Source organism: Paraburkholderia rhizosphaerae (genome assembly GCF_004366595.1).
GTDB classification, from domain to species: Bacteria; Pseudomonadota; Gammaproteobacteria; order Burkholderiales; family Burkholderiaceae; genus Paraburkholderia; species Paraburkholderia rhizosphaerae.
Genome location: NZ_SORE01000037.1, coordinates 32,776 through 55,002, shown reverse-complemented (window position 1 = coordinate 55,002; position 22,227 = coordinate 32,776). Strand labels below are relative to the sequence as shown.

Annotated in this window: 16 protein-coding genes and 4 pseudogenes; 9 read left to right on the top strand and 11 right to left on the bottom strand. The window is 60.7% G+C overall.

What is annotated here, in order from left to right; genetic code table 11:
* Positions 1 to 526 precede the first annotated feature (526 nt).
* From BX592_RS30980 to BX592_RS30960, 5 genes and pseudogenes are all read right to left on the bottom strand, one after another.
* Positions 527 to 2,833 carry an ATP-binding protein gene (locus BX592_RS30980; protein WP_208328002.1) on the bottom strand — a complete coding sequence of 769 codons (2,307 nt, stop codon included), beginning with the start codon at positions 2,831 to 2,833 and terminating at the stop codon, positions 527 to 529.
* Positions 2,834 to 3,655: 822 nt separating this feature from the next.
* Positions 3,656 to 4,300, bottom strand: a complete 645-nt coding sequence (locus tag BX592_RS30975) for a hypothetical protein (RefSeq protein ID WP_134197100.1) — start codon at positions 4,298 to 4,300, stop codon at positions 3,656 to 3,658.
* A 176-nt stretch (positions 4,301 to 4,476) separates the two neighbouring features.
* Positions 4,477 to 6,576, bottom strand: coding sequence for a putative bifunctional diguanylate cyclase/phosphodiesterase (locus BX592_RS30970; RefSeq protein ID WP_134197099.1), 2,100 nt, complete (start codon positions 6,574 to 6,576; stop codon positions 4,477 to 4,479).
* 267 nt (positions 6,577 to 6,843) lie between these two features.
* Positions 6,844 to 7,137 (bottom strand): annotated as a pseudogene (locus BX592_RS30965) (carboxymuconolactone decarboxylase family protein); the annotation flags it as partial.
* Between the two features lie 167 nt (positions 7,138 to 7,304).
* A complete protein-coding gene (locus BX592_RS30960) occupies positions 7,305 to 8,750 on the bottom strand; it encodes a DEAD/DEAH box helicase (protein ID WP_134197097.1) in 1,446 nt (481 codons plus the stop codon).
* A gap of 101 nt (positions 8,751 to 8,851) precedes the next feature.
* Between BX592_RS30960 and BX592_RS35070 the strand changes: the two genes are divergently transcribed.
* Positions 8,852 to 8,929 carry a hypothetical protein gene (locus BX592_RS35070; protein ID WP_341804909.1) on the top strand — a complete coding sequence of 26 codons (78 nt, stop codon included), beginning with the start codon at positions 8,852 to 8,854 and terminating at the stop codon, positions 8,927 to 8,929.
* Positions 8,930 to 9,064: 135 nt separating this feature from the next.
* Here the strand turns inward: BX592_RS35070 and BX592_RS34965 are convergent.
* Positions 9,065 to 9,229, bottom strand: a pseudogene (locus BX592_RS34965) (FAD-dependent oxidoreductase); the annotation flags it as partial.
* 234 nt (positions 9,230 to 9,463) lie between these two features.
* Here BX592_RS34965 and BX592_RS30945 point away from each other — a divergent pair.
* Entirely contained in the window at positions 9,464 to 10,459 is a 996-nt protein-coding gene (locus BX592_RS30945) for a flippase-like domain-containing protein (RefSeq protein ID WP_134197096.1), read from the top strand.
* 74 nt (positions 10,460 to 10,533) lie between these two features.
* On the opposite strand, the gene hpnJ is transcribed toward BX592_RS30945, so the two are convergent.
* A complete protein-coding gene (gene hpnJ / locus BX592_RS30940) occupies positions 10,534 to 11,958 on the bottom strand; it encodes a hopanoid biosynthesis associated radical SAM protein HpnJ (RefSeq protein WP_134197095.1) in 1,425 nt (474 codons plus the stop codon).
* A 430-nt stretch (positions 11,959 to 12,388) separates the two neighbouring features.
* On the opposite strand from hpnJ, the gene BX592_RS30935 reads away from it, so the two are divergent.
* Positions 12,389 to 12,859: a ribonuclease gene (locus BX592_RS30935; RefSeq protein WP_134197094.1), complete on the top strand. Its 471-nt coding sequence runs from the start codon at positions 12,389 to 12,391 to the stop codon at positions 12,857 to 12,859.
* A gap of 194 nt (positions 12,860 to 13,053) precedes the next feature.
* Here BX592_RS30935 and BX592_RS30930 read toward each other — a convergent pair whose 3' ends face one another.
* A complete protein-coding gene (locus BX592_RS30930) occupies positions 13,054 to 13,968 on the bottom strand; it encodes an AraC family transcriptional regulator (protein WP_134197093.1) in 915 nt (304 codons plus the stop codon).
* 100 nt (positions 13,969 to 14,068) lie between these two features.
* Here BX592_RS30930 and BX592_RS30925 point away from each other — a divergent pair, with 100 nt between their 5' ends.
* On the top strand, positions 14,069 to 14,812 hold the full coding sequence (locus BX592_RS30925) for an SDR family oxidoreductase (RefSeq protein WP_134197105.1): 744 nt from the start codon (positions 14,069 to 14,071) through the stop codon (positions 14,810 to 14,812).
* Between the two features lie 30 nt (positions 14,813 to 14,842).
* On the opposite strand, the pseudogene BX592_RS34690 reads toward BX592_RS30925, so the two are convergent.
* Positions 14,843 to 14,995: pseudogene (locus BX592_RS34690) on the bottom strand (MerR family transcriptional regulator); the annotation flags it as partial.
* Between the two features lie 4 nt (positions 14,996 to 14,999).
* Here BX592_RS34690 and BX592_RS30915 point away from each other — a divergent pair.
* The 5 genes and pseudogenes from BX592_RS30915 to BX592_RS30895 all read left to right on the top strand — a co-directional run.
* Positions 15,000 to 15,143: pseudogene (locus tag BX592_RS30915) on the top strand (3-oxoacyl-ACP reductase); the annotation flags it as partial.
* Between the two features lie 141 nt (positions 15,144 to 15,284).
* Entirely contained in the window at positions 15,285 to 16,889 is a 1,605-nt protein-coding gene (locus tag BX592_RS30910; RefSeq protein ID WP_134197092.1) for a Na+/H+ antiporter, read from the top strand.
* Between the two features lie 137 nt (positions 16,890 to 17,026).
* On the top strand, positions 17,027 to 17,983 hold the full coding sequence (locus BX592_RS30905; RefSeq protein ID WP_134197091.1) for a LysR family transcriptional regulator: 957 nt from the start codon (positions 17,027 to 17,029) through the stop codon (positions 17,981 to 17,983).
* 102 nt (positions 17,984 to 18,085) lie between these two features.
* Positions 18,086 to 18,841 carry an SDR family oxidoreductase gene (locus BX592_RS30900; RefSeq protein WP_134197090.1) on the top strand — a complete coding sequence of 252 codons (756 nt, stop codon included), beginning with the start codon at positions 18,086 to 18,088 and terminating at the stop codon, positions 18,839 to 18,841.
* A 166-nt stretch (positions 18,842 to 19,007) separates the two neighbouring features.
* Positions 19,008 to 20,726, top strand: a complete 1,719-nt coding sequence (locus BX592_RS30895; protein WP_166676516.1) for a tetratricopeptide repeat protein — start codon at positions 19,008 to 19,010, stop codon at positions 20,724 to 20,726.
* A 169-nt stretch (positions 20,727 to 20,895) separates the two neighbouring features.
* Here BX592_RS30895 and BX592_RS30890 read toward each other — a convergent pair whose 3' ends face one another.
* Together BX592_RS30890 and BX592_RS30885 are read right to left on the bottom strand one after the other, a co-directional pair.
* The gene (locus BX592_RS30890) at positions 20,896 to 21,357 is read right to left on the bottom strand and encodes a MarR family winged helix-turn-helix transcriptional regulator (protein ID WP_134197089.1); all 462 of its coding nucleotides are present in this window, start codon (positions 21,355 to 21,357) and stop codon (positions 20,896 to 20,898) included.
* Positions 21,358 to 21,503: 146 nt separating this feature from the next.
* On the bottom strand, positions 21,504 to 22,217 hold the full coding sequence (locus BX592_RS30885; protein WP_134197088.1) for an SDR family oxidoreductase: 714 nt from the start codon (positions 22,215 to 22,217) through the stop codon (positions 21,504 to 21,506).
* Positions 22,218 to 22,227: the final 10 nt, after the last annotated feature.

The following is a 22,227-nucleotide window of genomic DNA, read 5'->3' as shown; positions in this document are numbered from 1 at the left end:
TGCGCATGGCATGGAATAACTGGGGTAAAAAGTAACCGTCTTTAGTTCCCAATGCAGCACAGGCAGCGATCCAGTGTGCTCAAATTAGCGCTTACTTTCATCTCGTCCCGTTGATGACCGGCGTAATGTGTCGCCGGCGATCGCGGTCATTGCCCCGGTACGGGTGTTCGCGCTTAGTCTCGGGTGCACGATTGAGCGCAACATCCGGCCGTTGACGATGGGTGTTGTAATCTCCACCGCGTTTCCCGTTTCGGTCGTGGTCTTGATGTTCTCAGGTAAGTCGCCCGTTCTGCTGATCCTTTTAGCCTGGCGCAGATGCCTGCGGTCGATGGTGGATAGACCTCTTCGCTTTGAAGCCAGACTGGCAAATCGCAAATTTGCCGTGGGGCGTGGAAACCTAAACGATCGAGAATGGATGCACTCGCAACGTTTTGCAAGGTGCCTCCCTGCTACACGCGGCGTGAACTCTAGTGCGATGCCGAAGGCGCATTGGACAAGTGAGCCTCTGTTCCGCCGACGCCTGATCTCAATCATGGCCCTTTTGTTTTTGCGGTCTCAACCCTTCATTGGACCTTACATCCGCCGCGTCAGGTCCAATTGTGCTGCACGGATGCACAGGGAGGGCAAGCTCAAACACAGCGCCGCAAAATACATTGGATCTTGCCGTTATCCGGCCGCCATGTGCCTCGACGATCGAGTGGCAAATCGACAAACCCATGCCTAAACCGCTGGCCTTGGTGGTATAGAACGGATCGAAGATTTGTTCGATCGCGTCTGACGGTAGTCCCGGACCGGAGTCCGCGACGGCGATCAACACGCTCTGCGTCGAATCCAGGCCCGTGCTAATCAGCAAGTCGCGCGGCGCTTTGTCTGTTGCGCTCATCGCCTCGATCGCGTTGATGATCAAATTAAGCATCACCTGCTGCAGTTGCACGCGATCTCCGTAGACTCGAGGCAAGTCCTTGCCCAGCTCCACATGCACCGAGACTCCCTGCTTTGCGGCTTCCGCACGCGTGAGCTCAATGACTTCACGCATCGCGTCGTTGATGTCCACCTCATCCTTGTGCGGCGGTACTTTCGCGATCAGCTCACGAATCCGGCCGATAATATCGCCGGCTCGCATCGCATCATTGACGATGCGATCAAGCGCCTGCCTCACCTGCTGCAAATTGGCCGGTTGCGCATCGAGCCAGCGCAAGGCCGCCGCGGCATTGACCGCCGCCGCGCTAATCGGCTGCTTCACTTCATGCGCAATCGAGGCCGTGAGTTGCCCCATTGTCGCAACGCGGTTCGCGTGTGCCAGCTCCGTTTGCATGTCACGCAGCGCCCCTTCGGCGCGTCTTTGTTCGGAGACGTCCTGCACTGTACCGAACAAGCTTCGGGCAGCGCCCGTCTCATCGCGCTTCAGGTCGCCCCGACTGCTGACAATACGCACTTCGCCGGTGGGCCGAATAACGCGATACTCGATGTCATAGAGGCAGGTGCCATCGATTGCCTTTGCCACCGCATTGATCCACTTTGGCCGATCCTCCGGGTGTATCCGATCCAGGATGGTGGCAGGCGTGAGCGGGTCGGCACCGGGAGTGATCCCGAAGATGCGATAAGTTTCGTCGGACCACGTTACGGTTTTCGTGTCGAGATTGCGTTCCCAGTATCCGACGTGCGCGACGCGCTGAGCGTCTTCCAGCTTGGCCTCGCTGCGGCGCAAACCTTCCAGCGTCTCCTTGAGGCGGACAGTCATCAGCGTGAAGGCCCGCGCGAGCAGCCCGATCTCGTCATTTCGCCGTATCTCCGGGATGTCCCCCCATTCGCCTCGGGCGACCGCTTGCGCGGTCTGCGTCAGAGTGCCAAGGGGCCGCAGAATACGTTTGACCACGAGGGAGCCGACGACGACGAGGAAAACGACGAGAACGGAGCCGATGCCGATAGACAGGGAGGCGGCACGATACACCGGGCCCAGAAAATCTGACGCCGGCAGCGCTGAAACGACGATCCAGTCAACCGGTATTTGAATATGATCGACAGCCGCGTAGACGCGCCCGATTTTCGGCGCGCTGAAGGAAAATATGCGTGGCCCTGGCGCCGATAAATGGGTGAGCTCGGGATGCCGATCGAGAAAGCCGGCTGTTTCACGAACGATCGGATCGGCAGCGTCGGGGGCGCGCACGCGCTTCTGTTTGCCATCCGAGTCAAAGGTGATGGGTGACACGCCTCCCGACGCGCCGACAAGTTGTCCGGAGGCATCGATGATGAAGACCCGCCCGTTTTGACTGACCTCGAGTGTTTGCAGGAATTCTGAAAGCTGAGTTAACAGGACATCCGTCCCACATACGCCGACAAAATTGCCGTCTTTGTCGAAGACAGGGGCTGCCAGTGACATGCCTAGGACAGGCTCGATGGCACCCATATAGACACCGGTCCATTGCCGTTTACGCGTCTCTTTCGCCCGCTGGTACCAGACCTTTCCACGAAAATCGACCGTATCCCCCGATTTACGTAACTTTCCGACCCTACCAGCTGGCAACGCTTCAAATTCCCGTATCACACCGGCCCGGAAGTCATCCGTCATCAGGAAGACGGTACTGTGGTCTGTCAGCGTTCCTGCGGACACCAGCCCGCCGGATTCGTTACCGAAGAACAACCAGTCGCCATCGGCGCCCTTATTCAAGGATGCGTACAGTTCCCTCGCGACGGCTTGCGGGTCGCCGAGCGGCACATTTCGTTGGACAAGCTCATTGCTTAATCGGGTGACAGCTCTTTCGGTGCTGCCGACGAAATGATTGAGTTCACGATGCACGCTCTGCGTCACTTCACGCAGAAGACGCTCGGACATAAGCGAGACAATGACTGTGCCTCCCCATATGCCCAAGCCGGTCAGCACAAGGCTTAAGACAATTGCGACCGCGGCCGCGGAGATAATTAAGCGACGCCGTAACATGAACAATCGTCCTATGGCGGAAGTCCGCCACGCTGGCCGGACGAACTACGGAGCTAATGCTACTACCCGGCATGACGGCACGCCGTAAGCGCCTCACGGACGGCAGGAAGCGCCTCGCCGTCGCCAGGTGTTCGACCCCGCCACCCCTTCCAGACGTTGTCATCGTCCTCCAATTACATCGATCAGATCCCCGGGATTCCCGACACCGACCTCAGAGGCCTGCCGCTTATCGCGATCCGGCATGTCGTGAGTGGACCTCGAAGATTATGTGCGGCGCGGCAACCTGCCACGCCAGCCACCGCAGTAACCGGTTCACGTGTGCGGGAAACCATTCGATCAGTTTCGACACGATCATTGCCGGTCGCACACGCGTCCAGACGACGTACGCTGTCCCGAAGCCGCTACCCGTCGAGCAGGCTGACGCCATCGACTGATGCCGACGCTAAGGTGGCTGACAACAGAGTCGGTTTCCTCTCCATTGCAGCTACCGCTGGCCGCCGCCCCTTACCGCGCGAGCGGTTTACTCCTCTGGCCGAACCCACCAGTCCGGTCACCGCTGACGGTCGTCGATAACACCGCTTCGCTGACTTGCTTTGACCGACTCCGACGTCGCTAGACAGGTCGATCGTGGAAGCGGCAACGAGGCATAGACCCCTGCATTCGATTCCCTCAGCTGCCTGATTAATTTGCCTCAGGAACAACGCCTTCCAAAGTAAATCAACTCCGGATGTTCTCCTCGCAATCTTCCCAGTATCGCAACGGATCACAATGCTGTGGATAGCGTAAGTTAAGCCACGCCGACAGCCTGCTCCAATCTGGATGATTTGTACCGGTCTGAGCGGACCAGATCGATGACCGCTCAAGAATTCGACCGTTGCCACGATCACGGACAAGCAGGCTGCCTAATCCGCTCGAACTGTTCGCCTGTGATTCGACCAGATACCGCGGCAGAATCTTGAGTTCAGCATCTGCAGCCCATCCGTACAACGCGCGGACCACGCCGGACGGATCGCGCAGCTCGATGGGTCCGCTTTCCGGGCGAACGGCTTTCCATCCTTCCGGGAATTCAGTGACAACCTCGTTTTCAGTTTCTCTGATCCACTTCACGCGCCATGCCCGGACCATTGCCTCGCGCATGTGAGACACCGACTCGTAGCCAGCAGGCAACGCGATCGCCTTCGGAAGCGTAATGAGGTTGTCTTTCCAGAGTTTCGTTTCGTCGTCGACGCGCTCGACCACGTCGAACGCTCCTGCTTCGAATGGATTCTCGGGGCGGCGCGATACTTTTACGTTCCCGCCGGGCAACCCCTCGAAGAGGCGCTCAGCATCATGGCGGGTAAGTTTTGTCTTCCCTTTCTTCATCAGTCTTCCTGCAATAAAGTTGTCTCGCTAGCACCTCGGTCCTGGCGACCGAAGCCGGCAGGCCGCTTCCGCCTAACCCTGTTTTAAGGTGTGCAATCGTATTCTGCCCTACCGCTCGCTACCGACCTCGCGAGCGACAATAGCGCCGCCTGTTCCGGATGACCAAGTCGCCCACCTTACCCTACGAACGTGGCGGGGGGACCGGCAGTCGCGACGATCCGGTCGGCGGCACGACGCAGGAATTCAAGACATTCGGCGGCAGGCAACGGCCGACTCAACAGGAAGCCCTGCATCTGATCGCAGCAAAGGCCGCTGAGCGTGCGGACTTGCGACTCCGACTCGACGCCCTCCGCGACGACATCGATCTGCAACGCGCGCGCGAGTGTCACAATAGCGGAGAGTAATGCGCTGCTGCGCTGGCCGCCAGTATCGAGATCACGCGTAAATGCCCCGTCAATCTTGATCTGGTCGAACCTGAAGCGCTGCAGATAACCGAGACTCGAATATCCGGTGCCAAAGTCGTCCATGGCGATGGTATAACCGCGCGACTGCAGGGCTTCGATCGTACTGCTCGTCCTCTCGATGCTCTGCATTGCGGTCGTCTCCGTGATTTCGAACATCAAGCGGCTCGGATCGACACCGGCTGCGCCGATCAGCGCGTCGATCCGGGCTATCAGGTCTGGTACGTTGAACTGGACCGGAGAAAGATTCACCGCGACAGAAATCGCAGGGAGCCCGTGCGTGTCCCATATAGCGATGTTGCGACAGACCTCGCGAAGCACCCAATCGCCGATCTCAACGATGAGGCCCGCGCGTTCCGCAATAGGGATGAATTCGAGCGGCGGGATCTCTCCGAGATCCGGATGATGCCAGCGAATCAGCGCCTCGACGCCCGTCACCGATTGCGATACGACACTGAACTTCGGCTGGAACGACACGCTCAGTTCGCCATCGCTCAACGCACGATGCAGATCGCGTTGCAGGGTCAGCGACCTGAGCGCCGTGTGATTCATTTGAGGCTCGAATACACGAAATGTATTGCGCCCGTTCTGCTTCGCGTTGTACATCGCGGCGTCCGCGCTATGCAGAAGTTCGTCGGCATTGCTGCCGTCACGAGGGTAAAACGCGATGCCGATACTCGCACCAACACGTAGCGGCAATTCGTTGACGACGATCTCTTCGCTCAGTCGTCGCAGCACGTCATTGGCGACCGCTTCAGCGGACGATGCCGCGACCCGATCCGCGAGCACGATTACGAATTCATCGCCACCGAGCCGGGCAACCATGTCGGTTGGACGCAAATTCTGGCGCAGACGTTCGGCGCACACTTGCAGCAAGTCGTCGCCCACGCCGTGGCCGAGCGAATCGTTGATCGACTTGAAACCGTCGAGGTCGATGAAAATCACAGCAAACAGCGATTCCGTGCGAGAGCATTCCGCAACCGACTGCGCGATACGCAACGAAAGCTGCTGGCGGTTGGGGAGATTCGTCAATGCGTCATGCGTACCCAGATAATGCAGTTGGCGGTTCGCGCGCTTAAGCGAGATGGATAGACTGCTCGTGTGGAAGCCGAGCAAGGCAAGCGTGCCGACCAGCATGACGAATGATGTCGCCGTGACGACGAGCGCAAGCCAGTTCGCATCAAGCTTATCGCCCGAGAGGCAAATGCTGCCAGCGGCGAAGTTCGCTGCGCTCATGCCCAGATAGTGCATGCCGGTGATCGCGAGCGCCATGATGCAAGCCGCGCCGAGCCGCTTGATGACGAGATTCTCCACATCTGGCATGCGCAGCGTGAAGGCAAGCCAGAGCGCCGCTATCGAGGCGGCGATCGCCACGCCCACCGAGAGCATGACTTTCCAATCTGTGTACTCGATTTCCGGGAACATTTGCATCGCGTGCATGCCGGTGAAGTGCATCGCAGCCACGCCGCCCCCCATGATCGTCCCGGCGACGCAAAGACGCGTGCGCGAAAGCGCGCCTCGGCTCGCGGTAGCAAGCGCGATCAGCGACACACTGATCGCAAGAAAGAGCGATGCTGCGGTGGTGGGGAAATCGTAGCCGACGGCGATCGGGAGCGAGAAAGCGAGCATGCCGATGAAGTGCATCGACCAGATGCCGACGCCCATGGATAGTGCGCCACCGACGAGCCATAGCGGCTTCCGTTTTGTGCTCGCGAGCGCATTCAGGCCACCAGACAGTTCGACGGCCGTGTAAGAGGCAAGGAATGCGACGACTAACGAAAGGCAGACCAGCAGCGGGTTGTAGACACCAGTCATCGGCTATCTCTTGTTTTTTGCATCAGTCTCGTTCGACCGGTTCTTTTTCTGTTGAGCCGGTTTTGGCATGTGCGCCGGGTCAGCGCGAGGGGCAACTTCCCGCTGTTCTATCGACAAAACAATCAAATAACTTTATGCGTCGGCCGGCAGTGGGTCCGTTATGACAAGCGGTTGCGCGCGGCGGCGGCCTCGGACTTCTATAGACCAGCAAGCGGTCGCCTCCGGTGATACCACGAGGCCGGCTGCAGTCCGATGCATCCAGCATCATCAGACTGCTGCCAGGCAGCCGCGTCGTCGAAAGCGATCACTCGTTTCCCGACAGGTCTCGGCACGCGTCCATTGCACAACCAGATATGCGAGCGCCGCTCCCGCGTTCATAGCAACCGCGACGCCGAGTGATTCTGCCATTTCCGCTTCCGTGACTCTCAGGTCCGTGGCTTTTTTGGCATGTTTCGCGATGCAGCTATCGCATCGGTTCGTGACGGCGACCGCGAGGGCGATAAGCTCCCGAGTCTTTGCACCCAGATGTCCCATCTGCGTGCCGGCCTCGTGAAGCATCCGTTTCGCTGATCGTCGGAACCCGCGACGGTGCACGCCGTTACGAGGTCCAGGCAATGCGCACTTGACGACCCGCAGCGGTAGTTCGTGATGAACCGATCAAATGACGGTTTCGTGCGAGAAGCGGACAGCCGGCCTGTTTCGGGACTTGCGTTACTCATCCCCAAAGATCAGGGTTCGCTTCTGCCGCGGCCACCAGCGGGTTTGCCAGTCGGCCTACGTGAACCCGCAGTTGGCTTGCTGGCGGGCTTGCTGCGTGGCTTTTGCACGCTGAATGGGCTACCGCTGGAAAAGCTCGTGCCTTTACCCGCGGCCACAGCGTGTTGCGCCGCAGGCTTGCTTCTATTTTCACCGTCTTGCGAGCGCGGTTTTTTGCTGAGCACCGGCAAGGGGTTCGGCGCAGCGTGCGGCACTTTAGGCTTCTTCGGTTTCTTAGGTTTCTTGATGATCTCGCCCGTCGCGCTAGTTTGCGGCACGCGGTGTTCGGCTTCAAAACCCGGCTGTTCTTCACGGGGCAGCGTTCGCCGGATCAGCGCTTCAATCGCGGCCAGTTGCGGCGCTTCGTCGGCACACACCAGGGACACCGCCACGCCGCTGGCGCCCGCGCGGCCGGTACGGCCAATACGGTGCACATAGTCTTGCGCCACGATCGGCAGATCAACGTTGATCACCAGCGGTAGGTCGTCGATATCCAGCCCACGCGCAGCCACGTCGGTGGCTACCAGCATTTGTACTTCACCCGTCTTGAAGCGCTCCAGCGCACGCAGGCGCGCGGGTTGCGGTTTATCGCCGTGGATGGTGTCGACCGCATAACCCGCTTCATCCAGCATGGCCGCCAGGTAATCTACGCCATTGCGGGTTTTGACAAACACAAGCGCGTGCTCCCAGTTGTTCTCAGCCACAAGATGCATGAAGAGGTCTGGCTTGTTCCTTTTATCCACCGGCACCACCCACTGCTTGATCTTGCTGGCCGTGCCATTGGGCGGGCTGACGCTGATATTGACCGGGGATCGTAAAACACCAGCCGCCATCGCGCGGATATCATCGGTAAACGTCGCGGAGAACAGCAGGGTCTGGCGCCGATCGGGTAAGGCAGCAAAGACGGTGTTGAGTTCGCGCGCAAAGCCCAGATCCAGCATGCGGTCGGCTTCATCCAGCACCAGCGTCTGTACCTGATCAAACTGTACGGCGTTCTGGCGATTGAGATCTAGCAAACGGCCCGGCGTGGCAACGAGCACGTCCACGCCTTTGCGCAACGTCATCATCTGCGGGTTGATACTCACACCGCCGTAGGCGGCAAGAAAGCGCAAGTCGAGGCCTTTGCCATATTTGATAAAGCTTTGCAGCACTTGTTCGGCCAGCTCACGCGTGGGCACCAGTACCAGAACACGCGCGCGGTTGCTGGACACCGCGGGGCCGTGTTGCACAAGCCGTTGCAACAGCGGTAACGCAAAACCTGCCGTTTTGCCTGTGCCGGTCTGTGCGGCCGCCATGACGTCCTTGCCACTCAGCACAGCAGGAATCGCCTTGGCCTGCACTGGTGTAGGCCTCTGGTAATTGAGATCGTGCACATTACGCAGCAAGGGATCGATCAGGCCAAGCGAGGCAAAAGGCATTCGTGTATTCCGGGCTAAAGTCGCAATTCTAGCGGTTACCACGTGAATCGTCGGTTTCCGGGCTACGAGGGATCTATTCCACCCCATTAAACGATAGGCTTTTGGGCGCCCTGCTTCGTCTTCTGGAGACGCTTGGCTCGCCGCTGGAGGCGCGGATTGTCGCGCCCCTCGCCTGTTGACACGGCCAGTGCGCCGCTCGTCACACGGTAAAGCATTCGGTATAGCGCTGCGGATAGGCTGACTTGAAATTGAAGGGGCTGGAAAACGAGGCATCGTGGTTGTGCAGCGGCTGCTGCCGGGCCGGTGGCTTGCGGGAACATCGGAATACGCATCGCGCCGAGTGCGAAAACGGTGTGCTGTCCGTCGACCGGTTGTGAGCGCAACCGTCCACCGATGCGCTCGGACGCCTCGTAAATGTCGAGGTTCGTCACCCCGCAACGGAACAGTTCGTGCGCGGCACCGACCGGCAGCAGGAACACGCAACGTCAGGGACATTGCGAACTCTGGCTGTCGCCCCTGTGCGATATAGTCTGATTTGCGACATTCGTCGCGAGTTTCTGGGTCATCTCGTGTGACGTGGCGCGGCTTGCGTTTCGAAGTCGACCGTGACGGCCTGTTGTCGGCCGTTCAGGACAAACAGGTAATCGGCTGATGAAGCAAAAGCGATTTGCGCGCACGAGCCGCGCTGTGCAGCACCTCTCATGGGCACTGGCATGATGAAGCATTTTGGCCGCATCGCGGCGCTCGTCGGCCTGATCGCGTCGCTGTGGCTCGTTTTGCGCGACAATCCCGCCGCCGTGCTCCACGCGCTGCAAACTGCTGGCGCCGGCTTGTTGCTGGCGGCGCTGGTGCACGTGCTGCCGATGCTCGTCAACGCTATCGATTGGCGCACACTGATCCGCCGCGGGCATCGTCCCTCCATGCTGACGATGCTGCATCTGGTGTGGGTACGCGAATCGGTAAATTGCATGCTGCCGGTCGCGCGCGTCGGCGGCGAGGTGGTCTCATTCCGGATGCTGCGGCTGCGAGGCGTACGGTCGTCGACTGCCGCAGCCAGCCTGATCGTCGATATGCAGTTGACAGTGATCAGCCATTTGCTTTTCACGATGTTCGGGATCGGTTTTCTGCTCACCAATGCGCAATCTGGCGCGGCGCGGTTCGCCGGTCAACTGGCGTGGGGGGTGGCGCTCCTCGCGCCGCTACTGGTGCTGTTCGCTCTGGTTCAGCATGCGAGTCCGTTCGAACGGATCACGCGCGTGCTCAACCGGATAACTAGCGGCAAGCTCGCCGCGCTGATCGGGCGATCGGCGCAAATCGATCAGACGATCAAGCTGATCTGGCGTCGGCGAGGTGTCGTGTTGCGTTACCTGTTCTTCTGGCAGCCGCTTCAATGCGTGCTGACTTCGCTGGAAATCTGGCTCGCGCTCTACTTTCTCGGTGCGCGGGTCAGCCTCGTCGAAGCGGTGGTCATCGAATCGCTGATCCAGGCGGTGAGCAGCGCGGCGTTTTTCGTGCCCGGCGGCCTGGGTGTGCAGGAGGGTGGCTTCATTCTGATTGGCGGCGCCCTTGGCCTCGATCCTTCGACATGTCTCGCGCTCGCGGGCGCGAGACGGATTCGCGACCTGCTGATTTACATTCCTGGACTTCTTGCGTGGCAGCGTGCCGAATCATCGAACTGGCTTGCCACGCGCCCTACGCGTCCAGGCTAAGCCGCACCGATGCGGAACCGGCGGTCGACATGCGGTCACGCCGCCGTTAGCGCTGTGCCTCGGAGCATAGTGGCTCATGCCTTGTGTTCCCTGAGAAATTTGAAGAACTGCGCGCCTTCTTGCAAGCGTCGTTTCATCATCTCCCAGCTGACCAGCATCTCGCGGACGATTTCCCAGATCTTCGTCGGCCTGAAATAGAAGCGTTTGTAGAAATCCTCCACGCCTAGATAGATCTCTTCGCGCGACAGATGCGGGTAGCCGATCGTTGAAAGCTGCGTCCCGTTGGAAGAATTGACAAGGGCGATGACCTTGCTTTCGCTCAGCCAGCCATTCTCGACCGCCTGTTTATGAAGGACCGTGCCCGGATAGGGCGCAGCGAGTGACACCTGGATCGTGTGGGGATTGATCTCTTTTGCAAACTGGATCGTCTTCTTGATCGTTTCGTGGGTCTCGCCGGGAAGCCCGAGAATGAAGGTGCCGTGGATCTTGATGCCGAGCTTGCGGCAATCGTCACTGAACTTGCGCGCCATATCGGTCCGCAACCCCTTTTTGACATTTACCAAAATCTGGTCGTCGCCGGATTCGTAGCCCACGAGCAAGAGCCGCAAGCCGTTATCTTTCATCACCTTGAGGGTCGAATAAGGCACATTCGCTTTCGCGTTGCACGACCACGTCACGCCTAGTTTGCCGAGACCGCGAGCGATCTCTTCGGCTCTCGGTCTCAGGTCGGTAAAGGTATCGTCGTCGAACATGATCTCCTTGATCTCGGGCATGTTGTCCCTGATCCACTTCACCTCTTCAAGAACGTTCTCGACCGAACGCGTGCGATAGCGATGCCCCCCGACCGTATGCGGCCAGAGACAAAACGTGCACCGGGATTTGCAGCCTCGCCCCGTGTAGAGCGACACATACGGATGCTTGAGGTAGCCGCTGAAGTAATTTTTGGTCGTCAGGTCGCGCTTGTAGACCGGCGCGACGAACGGCAACTGGTCCATGTCTTCGAGAATGGGCCGGGCTTCGTTGTGCACGATTTCGCCGTCGGGCCGACGATAGCTGAGACCGAGAATCGACTCAAACGGGAGCCCCTGCGCGATGTCTCGACAGGTGAAATCGAATTCTTCACGGCACACGAAGTCGATCGCCTCGCTCGCGGTCAGCGAGCCCTGAGGATCGACGGCGACTTTTGCCCCGACCATCCCGACGAGGATAGTGGGTCGACGTCGTTTTAAATGCTCCGCGAATCGGGCATCGCTCGCGAATGACGGTGAGCTTGTATGAATGATGACCAACTCGTACTGCTGCGCAATGTCAAGAGACGCCTCCAGAGACAGCCCATCTGCGGGAGCATCCAGCACGCGGCTATCCTCGACCAGCGCAGCGGGCTGGGCAAGCCACGTTGGATACCAGAATGATCGAATCTCGCGCTTCGTCTGGAAGCGTGAGCCCGCTCCGCCGTCGAAGCCGTCAAACGAAGGTGCCTGCAGGAACAGCGCTTTCATGGATGCCCTCGCAGAAAATGGTCCGTCTATGCGAGATCAGGTCACCCGCAGGGAGTTGCCGGGCGTCGCTTGTTTGCGATCTGATTCACGCTTCCGAAGATATGGCGGGTGCTGGATAGCTGGGGTGAATACCGCCTCTGCCGGGAATTCAGGCGACAGACAAGCAGGCTATCGGTCCAGCATGATTCTTTTAGAACCACGCAGCATTTGAAGTGACACTGCGAAGCTGCGGCTCTCATTGCGGAGCAATGAGAGCCGCTCAAGAATACTACGACTCGCCGTTCCCGATGTCGAAAAATGATGACCTCTTCATCTCTGACGACTCTGCGAGGCGAGTGTCCGGTCGAACATTGATTCACTTAGCCATTAGCGATACCTTTACATCGATCCTGGTCGTCCACTTCTGGTCAACAAAAGGAGGAACCGTTTCGTGAAAAGAGTGTGGGTTTTCCCCTGCATCGTCGTCATGAGCGCGCTCCTCGGAGGATGCAGCAAGGAAGGATCGCGAAACGGCACCGACGCATCGGCGGCATCCGCGGCGTCCGCGAGCGAGGCACCGGCACAGGGCGCGAGCGATACGCCCGCGGCGTCAGGCGCGAAACAAACGGGCGCGCTGGGCACCGTCACCCATGCACAGTTGCCCGCGGAAGCAGCCGAAACACTGCGGCTGATCAAAGCGGGCGGCCCCTACCCGTTCAGCGAGGACGGCGTCCTGTTCCGGAACAGTGCGCTTTTGCTGCCCGAGCATCCACGCGGCTACTACCATGCGTATACGGTTCGTACGCCCGGCTCGACAGATCGGGGGCAGCGCAGGATCGTATGCGGCGGACCGCGCAAGCAGACCAATGACTGCTATTACACCGACGATTACTATGCGAGCTTCAAGCGCATCGCAGAATGAAGACAGCGGGAGCTGACTGTCCGCGCATTTGATCCGGAAGCGACATTCACCATTCTCAATAGCCGCGTCCAGTCCGGAGAGCCAATTAATTCTGTGATCGGATTTGCGGTGGCACACTGTGAGGTGCGCACCGCGCGCAGCTGGGTGTGGCTGGGCATGCTCGACAGGTCCAACGCCCGCTCATGCGACTTCGACTACAACGACGAAGCTCGGCTTTGCTCCTGGGCATACCGCGTCGGCGACAGCCCGACGTGGCGGGTGAATGCAACGCTAAAGGTGCTCCCGGAACTGTAGCCGACGCGTTGCGCCACCTCCGCAACACTGCATTCGTTACGCCGCAGCAATTGCCTCGCCATCGCCATGCGCCACGCGAGCAGGTACTCGATCGGCGCGACGCCCACCGCACGGCTGAATCGCTCGAAGAACGCCGAGCGCGACAGTGCCGCCTCTTTCGCCAGTTGCGCAACGGTCCAGGGCTCGGTCGGGTTTTCATGCATGCGACGTATGGCTACCGCGAGGCGCTCATCGGCGAGCCCGCGCAACAGGCCAGGCGACGCCGCCGTGCCCGCGGTGGATCGCAGGGCTTCGATCAGTAGCACCTCCAGCAGTCGTGCCAGCACGACATCCCGCGCGGGCCGTTGTGCGCGAGATTCGTCGCCCACTAGTTGCACGAGCGTGGCCAGCCTCTTCTGTGCGCGAACGTGCACCAATTGCGGGAGCAGCGAAACGAGCAAGTCCGCGTCGGGCGAGCCGAATGCGAAGTGGCCCACCAGCAATCGAACATCAGGCGGGCCGCTTTGAACACCGACTCTGAATTCGCCTGGGGACAACGCAACCGGAGCGGTATCGAAGTCCTTCAACTTCACCGGCACGAGGCTCGACATCGTGAAGTCATTCGCCGCGGGAATCAGCACAAAGTCGCCTTCCTCGAGGGCGATTGCCTTTTGGGTGTCTACCGCGAGGCGGCAGGAACCTTCGAGGATCACGCAGTAAAAGGGCTGCCCGACTTCCGAGCGGCGCACGCCCCAGGACCCCGCGCCGTTGACGACTTTCGAGAATCGCGCGCCAGGTTGGAGCAACGTGACGACCTCGGCCAGAGGATCGGTCATGACCGGACTCTCGCAAATGAAATGTGGACTTTCGATTGTAGCAAGTCCAGCTGTGGCGGCTTATCGTTTCGGTTCCGCAATCCACCTGCAGGGTGTCCTAATGAAAACCGTCCTCATCACCGGATGCTCGTCCGGCTTCGGCCTCGAAACCGCCCGGTATTTCCTCGATCGCGACTGGCAGGTCATCGCCACGATGCGTACGCCGCGCGAGGATCTCATGCCGCGTTCCGAACGCCTGCGTGTACTCGCCCTCGACGTGACCGACCCGGACAGCATCCGCAACGCCGTGCTGGCCGCAGGGCCGATCGACGCGTTGATCAACAACGCGGGAATCGGTATGCTGGCCGCGCTCGAAGGCACCTCGATGCAAATTGCCCGCGAGGTCTTCGAGACGAATACATTCGGGACCATCGCGATGACGCAGGCGGTGCTGCCTCAGTTCCGGCAACGCAACGCAGGCGTGGTCGTGAACATCACGTCAAGTGTGACGTTGAAGTCGCTCCCTCTGCTGTCGGTGTATACCGCGAGCAAAGCGGCGATCAATGCGTTCACCGAGTCTCTGGCGCTGGAACTGCAACCGTTCAACGTGCGCGTAAGCCTGGTGCTGCCTGGCCGGGCGCCGGACACTTCGTTCGGCGAAAACGCGCGCTCCCGCATGCAAGGCAATTCCCCTGACGCGTACGCGGCCTTCGCACAAAGTATCTTCGCGAGAATGGGACAGCCTTCGCCGGTGACGCGGGCGCGAGATGTAGCGGAAGCGGTGTGGCGCGCGGTGAACGACCCATCGTGTCCGGTCCGCATTGCCGCTGGCGCCGACGCTGTCGCGTTGGCCGAATCGAGCTGAACCTGAACGTTGTCAAACCGCCGGTCCGTCTCAGTCGACCGGTGGGAACGCGCCTTCCGACAAGGTCTTGATGAGCCTCATGCGGCGCCGCTGCAGATCCGCGATCTGACGATCGATGGCTTCGAGGCGTTGCCGTTGGACTTTGGTGATCTGATCGCATGAACGTGCGCCTTCGATCAGCAGCCTGTACGCGAAATCCGGCGCATTGCACCCGCTGGCCCGCATGGGAGAAATGAGCGAGATTGTCGAAGCGATCCTGTATCTGGATTCGGCGTCATTCGTGGCGGACGGAATTCTGCATGTTGATGGTGGCCAGATCGCCGGTCATTGAGTAATCTTCATGCGCTCGTCAGCGCTGCCTGCGCGATAGCGGCAGTTTGTCATTGCGGCCAAGACGGCTTGCGATGCGACAGCAACCTGGCGATCGAACATCGCGGTACAAGAATGCGCACCACGATAACAAGGACACTTCATGCACGCTGTCACCGCATTCAATCTGATGCTCGTCTTGCTGATCGCGATTATCGCGCTTGAAGTGCTCGCGAAGCGCGTGGGCCTGCCGCCCGCTGCCGCACTGCTTGTCGGCGGCGTAGCGATGGCTTTCGTGCCCGGGTTGCCGCAGTTCGACCTGGACCCGGAACTCGTGCTCGTCGTGTTCCTGCCACCGCTGCTGATGTACGGCGCTTACTTCTTCGTATGGGACGACTTCAAGCGCAACCTGAGCGGCATCCTGCTGCTCGCGATCGGCGCGGTGGGCTTCACCACGCTGGTGGTCGGCGTCGCCGTGCATTTCGTCGTGCCGGATCTGCCGTGGGCCGCATGCTTCGCGCTCGGTGCGGTGGTTTCGCCTCCCGATGCCGTCGCGGCCAAGGCGGTGCTCCAGCGCGTCGCGCTGCCGCGCCGTCTAATGGTGCTGCTCGAAGGAGAAAGTCTGCTCAACGACGCGGCCGGCATCGTCCTGTTCCGCTTCGCGCTGACGGCAGCGTTGAGCGGCGTGTTTAGCGCGCCGCACGCGGTCGCGAGCTTCGCTGGGCTAGCGCTCGGTGGCGTCGTCGTTGGGGGCGTCGCGGGCTTCGTTGCCGTCAAGCTGATGCACGCGCTCGAAGACGATTACCTCGTCATCACCACATCGATACTCACGTCCTGGGTCAGCTATGTCGCGGGAGAGATGCTCGGCGTATCGAGCGTTATCGCGACCGTCGCGTGCGGCATGGTCGTCGGCTGGCATCAGCACGAGGCGCTCACGGCCTCGCAGCGCATGCGCGGCACCGCGTTCTGGCAAGTCGTTGTGTTCGTGCTGGAGGCGCTCGTCTTTGTGCTGATCGGGCTGTCGTTGCGGGGCATCGCGGTGCGTCTCGGCGGTATGGGCGACGCGTTCTCGCTGCTCGGCCCCGCGACGCTCGCGGTAATTGCCGTCGTAATCCTGTCGCGCTTCGTCTGGGTGTTCGGCATTGAATCGCTGAAGTGGATCGCGTGGACCGTGTCGCGACGCAAGACTACCGGTAACGGCGAACCCGCCGCCGCAGACTGGGCCGCCGCGACGGTCGTCAGCTGGGCCGGCATGCGCGGCGTGGTCACGTTGGCGGTCGCGCTGTCCCTGCCGGAGACGATGCCGGGCCGCGATCTCATCCTGTTCGCGGGATTTGCGGTGATTCTCGTCACCGTGCTGCTGCAGGGCGCGACGATCGGCCCGCTGATCGCGTGGCTTTCACTGCAGCGCGGCCACGAGCGCCAGTCAGGCCATTTGAGCGAGCCGCAGGCGTGGGCGCGCCTGGAGGCGGCGCAGCTCGCAGCGATTCAGCCGCTCGTGCGCGACGCGAATGGCGAAGTGATCCATCCACGCTTGCTGGAGCAGTACACATACCGCGCCGAGCTCACGACGCGCTTCGAGGGCATGGAGGCCTTTCCGACTGAAGCTCGCCACGCGCATTACGACATTGTGCTCTCCGCGATCGCGGCCGGACGTGCGGAGTTGCTCCGGCTTCATCGCGCCGGGCAGATCCATGACGAGCTTTTACACGCGCTGGAGCGCGACCTCGATCTGCAGGAAATCATTGCCATTCATTCGCGAAGCTGATGAACCGGGAAGTCGCGATCCCTGGTGACGCAACGTGCGTTTGTCCGCCTCCGCCTCGCCCACCTCCTTGCACGGGCTGCGTGACCGACTGCGTGCGCGTTTGCTAAGCTAACGGCTCCGCCCATCAGAGAGCCGCCGTGGACGAACTTCGAGCGATTTCCACCTTTATCCGCGCTGCGGAACTGGGCAGTTTCAACCGGGCCGCGCACGCGCAGGGCAGCACACCGCAGGCAGTTAGCAAGGCGATCCGTCAGCTCGAAGAACATCTCGGCGTGCGGCTCTTTCACCGCACGACGCGCAAGAGCGCATTGACCGATGACGGAGCGCGGCTGCTGGAATCCGTGCGCGACAGCATGGAGGGCGTGCGCGCCGCGATGAGCCGCGTGCGCAGCGCGGCTTACGAGGACGAGGGGCCGATTCGCATCAGTGCGGCCGGCGCGGTCGGCCGCAAAGTATTGATGCCGGTCATCGCCGAATTCAGCGCGCTCTATCCGGCGGTCACCTTCGACCTGCTGCTTGAAGATCGCCTGACCGACGCGGTCACCGAGCGCATCGATGTCGGTTTCAAGGCAGGCAATGCGCCGGTCTCGCAGGTCGTGTCGCGTCGGTTGTTTCCCATTCAGCTCGTCGTGTGCGCGTCTCCCGGCTATCTGTCAACGCGCAATGCGCCTGCGCGCATCGACGATCTCGCGGAGCATCGTTGCGTGGGCTATCGCCAACCCGGCACTGGACAACCGATGCCATGGGAGTTCCATGTGGGCGGCGAGACCGTGTTCAAAACTATGTCGCCCGTCGTGTGCTGCAGTGACCCGGAGGCGGAGATGCAAGCCGTATTGGCGGGTGTGGGAATCGGGCAAATCGATAGCGTCAACGCGGCCGCGCCGTTACGTGCGGGACAGCTGGTGCCGCTGCTCGTCGGGTCGACGAGCGAACGCATGGGGCTCTATATGTACTACGCGCAACGGACCAACATGCCGCGCCGCGTGCGCCGTTTCATCGACTTCTCGATCGATCGGTTAGGTGTCACGGGCGAGTTCCACGTGCCAGTGAGCGCGTTAAGAAAAATGGCGAAGCTAAACGGGAGTCGACGCTGATTGGTAACCGACGGTTGCCAGTCAAACATCCGGCAACGCACTACTCGACGACGTTAGCCGTCGACACAATGGCTCCACTTTCACCACAACTGGGGCCTGCAAATGAACACCCTCTCGGTCGTCACCGGCGCGAGCCGCGGCCTTGGCCGAAACACCGCGCTGAACATTGCGCGCAAGGGCGGCGACGTCGTGCTGACCTATCTCGACAACCAGAACGCCGCCGCCGAAGTCGTCGCCGAAATCGAGGCGCTGGGCCGCAAGGCGATTGCGCTGCAACTCGATACCGGCCGCGTATCCACCTTCGCGGATTTCGCCGGCCGTTTGCGCGACGCATTGCGTACGAACTGGCGGCGATCCGCATTTGATCACCTTGTGAACAACGCCGGACACGGCGATTTCGCAGCGATCGCGGACACGACAGAAGCCCAGTTCGACAAGCTGGTCGATGTCCATTTCAAGGGGGTCTTCTTTTTGACGCAGGCGTTGCTGCCGCTGATCGAAGATGGCGGACGGATCGTGAACCTGTCTTCCGGACTCACTCGCATGTCCGCACCGGGATGGTCCGCGTATGCAGCGGTCAAGGGGGCAGTCGAAGTTCTGACGGTGTACATGGCAAAGGAGCTGGGGAGCCGTAAGATTGCCGTCAACGTCGTTGCGCCGGGCGCCATCGAGACCGACTTCTTCGGCGGAGCTGTGCGCGATACGCCCGAGTTCAATCAATTTTTTGCGGGAATCACGGCGATGACGCGCGTCGGCGTGGCGGACGATATCGGCCCGATGATCGCCAGTCTGCTCGGTGCGGACAATCGCTGGGTCACTGCGCAGAGAATCGAAGTGTCGGGCGGACAAGGCATCTGACGTTTGCGGCTTCGGTAAGCGTCCGTTCACACGATCCGATCGACATCAGGGATAATTTCGATGCCCGTTGCTGGCCGACAGCCATTTTCGGCATGCGTGATCGTATCAATCGGATCTTGTCAGTCCTGGAGACGATCGGCATTACAGCGTTGATCACGGATCGCCTATGAGCCATCACAAAGTCCAACCCCGTCAACTCGATGCAATGCTGCATCAGGCCGTAGCCATGCAGCAAAACGGCGCGCATACCGAAGCGGAGGAGATCTATCGGCAGATACTGGCCCTGCGCCCGATGCACATCGATGCAATCCAGTTGCTCGGCGCCCTGTCATTGCAGACGGGGCGCATCGATGAAGGCATCGAGCTGCTGAAAAAGGCCGTATCGATCAATGGCAAATTAGCGCCGCTTCATTCGAACCTCGCATACGCGTACAACACACAGCGCCGCTTCAACGATGGACTGGCCAGCGCGAATCGGGCGCTGGCGCTGGAAGCGGGTTTTGCCGACGCACTGAACAATCGCGGCAACGCCCTTGCCGGACTCAACCGCGCAACCGAAGCGCTTGCAAGCTTTGATAAAGCGCTCGCGCTGCAGCCCGGGTTCGCGCAAGCATGGAATAACCGGGCCTGTGTGTTGAGGGACCTCGGACGTCCTGCCGATGCGCTGGCAAGCTGCGATCAGGCCATCGCGTTGCAGTCCCGCTATGCCGATGCGTGGAGCAATCGCGCAAATGCCCTGAGCGATATGAACCGTCCGCTGGACGCGCAAGCGAGTTATCAGCGCGCGCTCGAACTTGCGCCCGGGCTCGTCGACGCATGGAACAACCTCGGCGTCACGCTAGTCGACATGAAGCATCACGACGAAGCGCTGCAGTCGTACCAGCGCGCGCTCGCGCTGGTACCGGATGCAGCGGAGGCGCATTGGAACTACTCGCTGTGTCTGCTGCAAATGGGGCGGCTTGAAGAGGGCTGGCCAGAATACGAATGGCGTTGGCAGCGCGAAAGGACGCGGGCTTCCCGGCGCGGCTTTGCTCAACCGTTGTGGCTCGGCGAATTTCCGCTCGCGGGCAAGACGATCCTGCTGCACGCCGAGCAAGGGCTTGGCGACACGCTGCAGTTTTGCCGCTATGCGCCGCTCGTTGCTGCGATGGGCGCGAAAGTGATTCTCGAAGCGCCTGGCGAACTGATACGGCTGCTCGCAACACTCGATGGCGTCGCCGACCTTGTCGAAGCAGGCCAACCGTTGCCACCGTTTGACTGCCACACTCCACTGCTGAGTTTGCCGCTCGCGTTCGGGACTGAACTCGCGAACATACCGTGCGCGACACCTTATCTCTTCGCGGACCCTGCTCGTGCGCAACGCTGGGCCGCGCGGCTCGCGAGCACCGACGCGCGCATGCCGAAGGTAGGCCTCGTCTGGGCGGGAGGCAACCGTCCGCACGTCGCGGAGTTTCGGAAGGCCGATGCGCGGCGCTCAATGGCGCTCGATACGCTAAAGCCGATCCTCGATGTGCCGCACGCTCGCTTCTATAGCCTGCAAAAGGGACCCGCCGCACAGCAATTGCGCGAGCGCCCGGATCTGGCCGCATGCGTCGTCGATCATACGGACGAGTTTGAGGACTTCGCGGACACCGCTGCGTTCGTCGACACTCTGGATCTGGTGATCACCGTTGATACCGCCGTCGCGCACCTGGCGGGTGCAATGGGCAAGCCGGTGTGGATCATGAATCGTTTCGACACGTGCTGGCGATGGTTGCTTGATCGAGACGACAGTCCATGGTACCCAAGCGCGCGATTGTTCAGGCAACCGGCGCTGGGCGACTGGAATAAGGTTGTATGGGCAGTGCGCGATGCGCTGAGCGCGGAAGATATGTCGAAGAAATAAGCCCGAAGAAATAAGCGCGTGTTCCAGCCCCGATCACATCATGTGCTTTTGCGCTGGTCCCAATCCTGCGCGGTCATGACGATACGAATAGCCAGATGGGACATACTGTTTATCGGATCGACGCCGCACCGGGTGCTTGTCCGGCAGCTCTGGCGATACGCGCGCAGCGTTAGTCCACGTCAGAGCCTACCGTCACGTCGCCGACGACCACGTCTCTCAGGCCCTGCCGCAGCGCGGCGACATGCTCTACTCCATTTAATTGCTCGAACTCACGCTGCGCTTGCTGCCAGAGCGGTGCCGCTCTCTCATGCAGACGCCGCCCCTCTTCAGTTAGCTCGATCAGGCGGCTTCGGCCGTCCGCCGGCGACGGCCTGATCGTGACGAAGCCGTCACGCTCAAGAAAGCCAACCATCTTCCCCATCGCCGTCCGTTCGATATCGAGCCGTTCGGCAAGGGCGTTGACCGCTGCGCTTCCTGCTTCGCGTAGTGCGGCCAAAGTGAGGAATTGCGTGATGCGCAGACCCGTCGGCTCGAGACGGCTGTCGTAGAAGCGGGATATCTGCCTGCTTGCCTTCCTGACCGCGAAGCAATTGCATTGATCGATTCCAAGTGGTTGATCGGACGCCAACATCTGTTTCCACTCCTGCTTTCAGTTGATTGTCAGCATGCTATGCGCACGCATGAACGTACGGTAGCCTCTTCCGATAAACGGTGAGCACCGGAAGCGCTGGGTTCGCTGCGATCTGCGCGCTTCATCGCCGACTCCCGCGATCGCGTTCAAAGCCCCGCCGGCGGCGTGATGTAGCCGGGTGTTTCAGCCGCAAGCGTGTTCTTCAGCAGCACCGTTCCCTTGTCCGCCATAATTTCGCTCTTGCCGGCGGCGAGAGCGTCATAGGTCTGTCGCACCACGTCGTCCGCGCTGGCTTTGGGCACATCGATGCCGTTGGTCAGGTCGGTATCCACGAACCCGACGTGCAGGCCTAGAACCTGGACACCTTGCTCCTGCAGATGAAAGCGAAGCTGATTCGTATAACTCCATGCTGCTGCCTTTGATACCGCATATGGTGTCAAATACGGCCGTGGAAGCCAAACGATGTCGGAAAGCACGTTGATAATCGCGGCATTCGGCCTCGTCACCAATATCGGCTCGAAGGCCTTTGTGACGCGCACTACCCCGTAGTAGTTGGTGTCCAGCATGCGCGCGGATTGCAATTCGATGTCGGCCGCCAGCGGCCCGTCGATCAACGCAGCAATGCCGGCGTTGTTCACCAGCACATTCGTATCTGCCGCCAGTTTCGCGGCGGCGGCAATCGATGCCGAATCGGTAACGTCGATCTGGACCGGCACAATGCCCGGCTCTTCAAAGCCCTTCGTGTTACGCATGCCCGCGTAGACCTTCGTCGCGCCGCGGCGACGTGCTTCTCGCGCAAAAGCGAGGCCCAGGCCGCGATTGGCGCCGGTGATAAAGACGGTGGCGTTCTTGACATCCATGACAAGCTCC

What these genes read in the sequence shown, in the direction of transcription:
- BX592_RS30975 (WP_134197100.1), bottom strand. Translation starts at nt 4,300, where the DNA reads ATGAAGAAAGGGAAGACAAAACTTACCCGCCATGATGCTGAGCGCCTC.
- BX592_RS30945 (WP_134197096.1), top strand. Translation starts at nt 9,464, where the DNA reads ATGATGAAGCATTTTGGCCGCATCGCGGCGCTCGTCGGCCTGATCGCG.
- BX592_RS30970 (WP_134197099.1), bottom strand. Translation starts at nt 6,576, where the DNA reads ATGACTGGTGTCTACAACCCGCTGCTGGTCTGCCTTTCGTTAGTCGTC.
- BX592_RS30960 (WP_134197097.1), bottom strand. Translation starts at nt 8,750, where the DNA reads ATGCCTTTTGCCTCGCTTGGCCTGATCGATCCCTTGCTGCGTAATGTG.
- BX592_RS30925 (WP_134197105.1), top strand. Translation starts at nt 14,069, where the DNA reads ATGAAAACCGTCCTCATCACCGGATGCTCGTCCGGCTTCGGCCTCGAA.
- BX592_RS30885 (WP_134197088.1), bottom strand. Translation starts at nt 22,217, where the DNA reads ATGGATGTCAAGAACGCCACCGTCTTTATCACCGGCGCCAATCGCGGC.
- BX592_RS30895 (WP_166676516.1), top strand. Translation starts at nt 19,008, where the DNA reads ATGAGCCATCACAAAGTCCAACCCCGTCAACTCGATGCAATGCTGCAT.
- BX592_RS30890 (WP_134197089.1), bottom strand. Translation starts at nt 21,357, where the DNA reads ATGTTGGCGTCCGATCAACCACTTGGAATCGATCAATGCAATTGCTTC.
- BX592_RS30900 (WP_134197090.1), top strand. Translation starts at nt 18,086, where the DNA reads ATGAACACCCTCTCGGTCGTCACCGGCGCGAGCCGCGGCCTTGGCCGA.
- BX592_RS30910 (WP_134197092.1), top strand. Translation starts at nt 15,285, where the DNA reads ATGCACGCTGTCACCGCATTCAATCTGATGCTCGTCTTGCTGATCGCG.
- BX592_RS30980 (WP_208328002.1), bottom strand. Translation starts at nt 2,833, where the DNA reads ATGTCCGAGCGTCTTCTGCGTGAAGTGACGCAGAGCGTGCATCGTGAA.
- BX592_RS30930 (WP_134197093.1), bottom strand. Translation starts at nt 13,968, where the DNA reads ATGACCGATCCTCTGGCCGAGGTCGTCACGTTGCTCCAACCTGGCGCG.
- hpnJ (WP_134197095.1), bottom strand. Translation starts at nt 11,958, where the DNA reads ATGAAAGCGCTGTTCCTGCAGGCACCTTCGTTTGACGGCTTCGACGGC.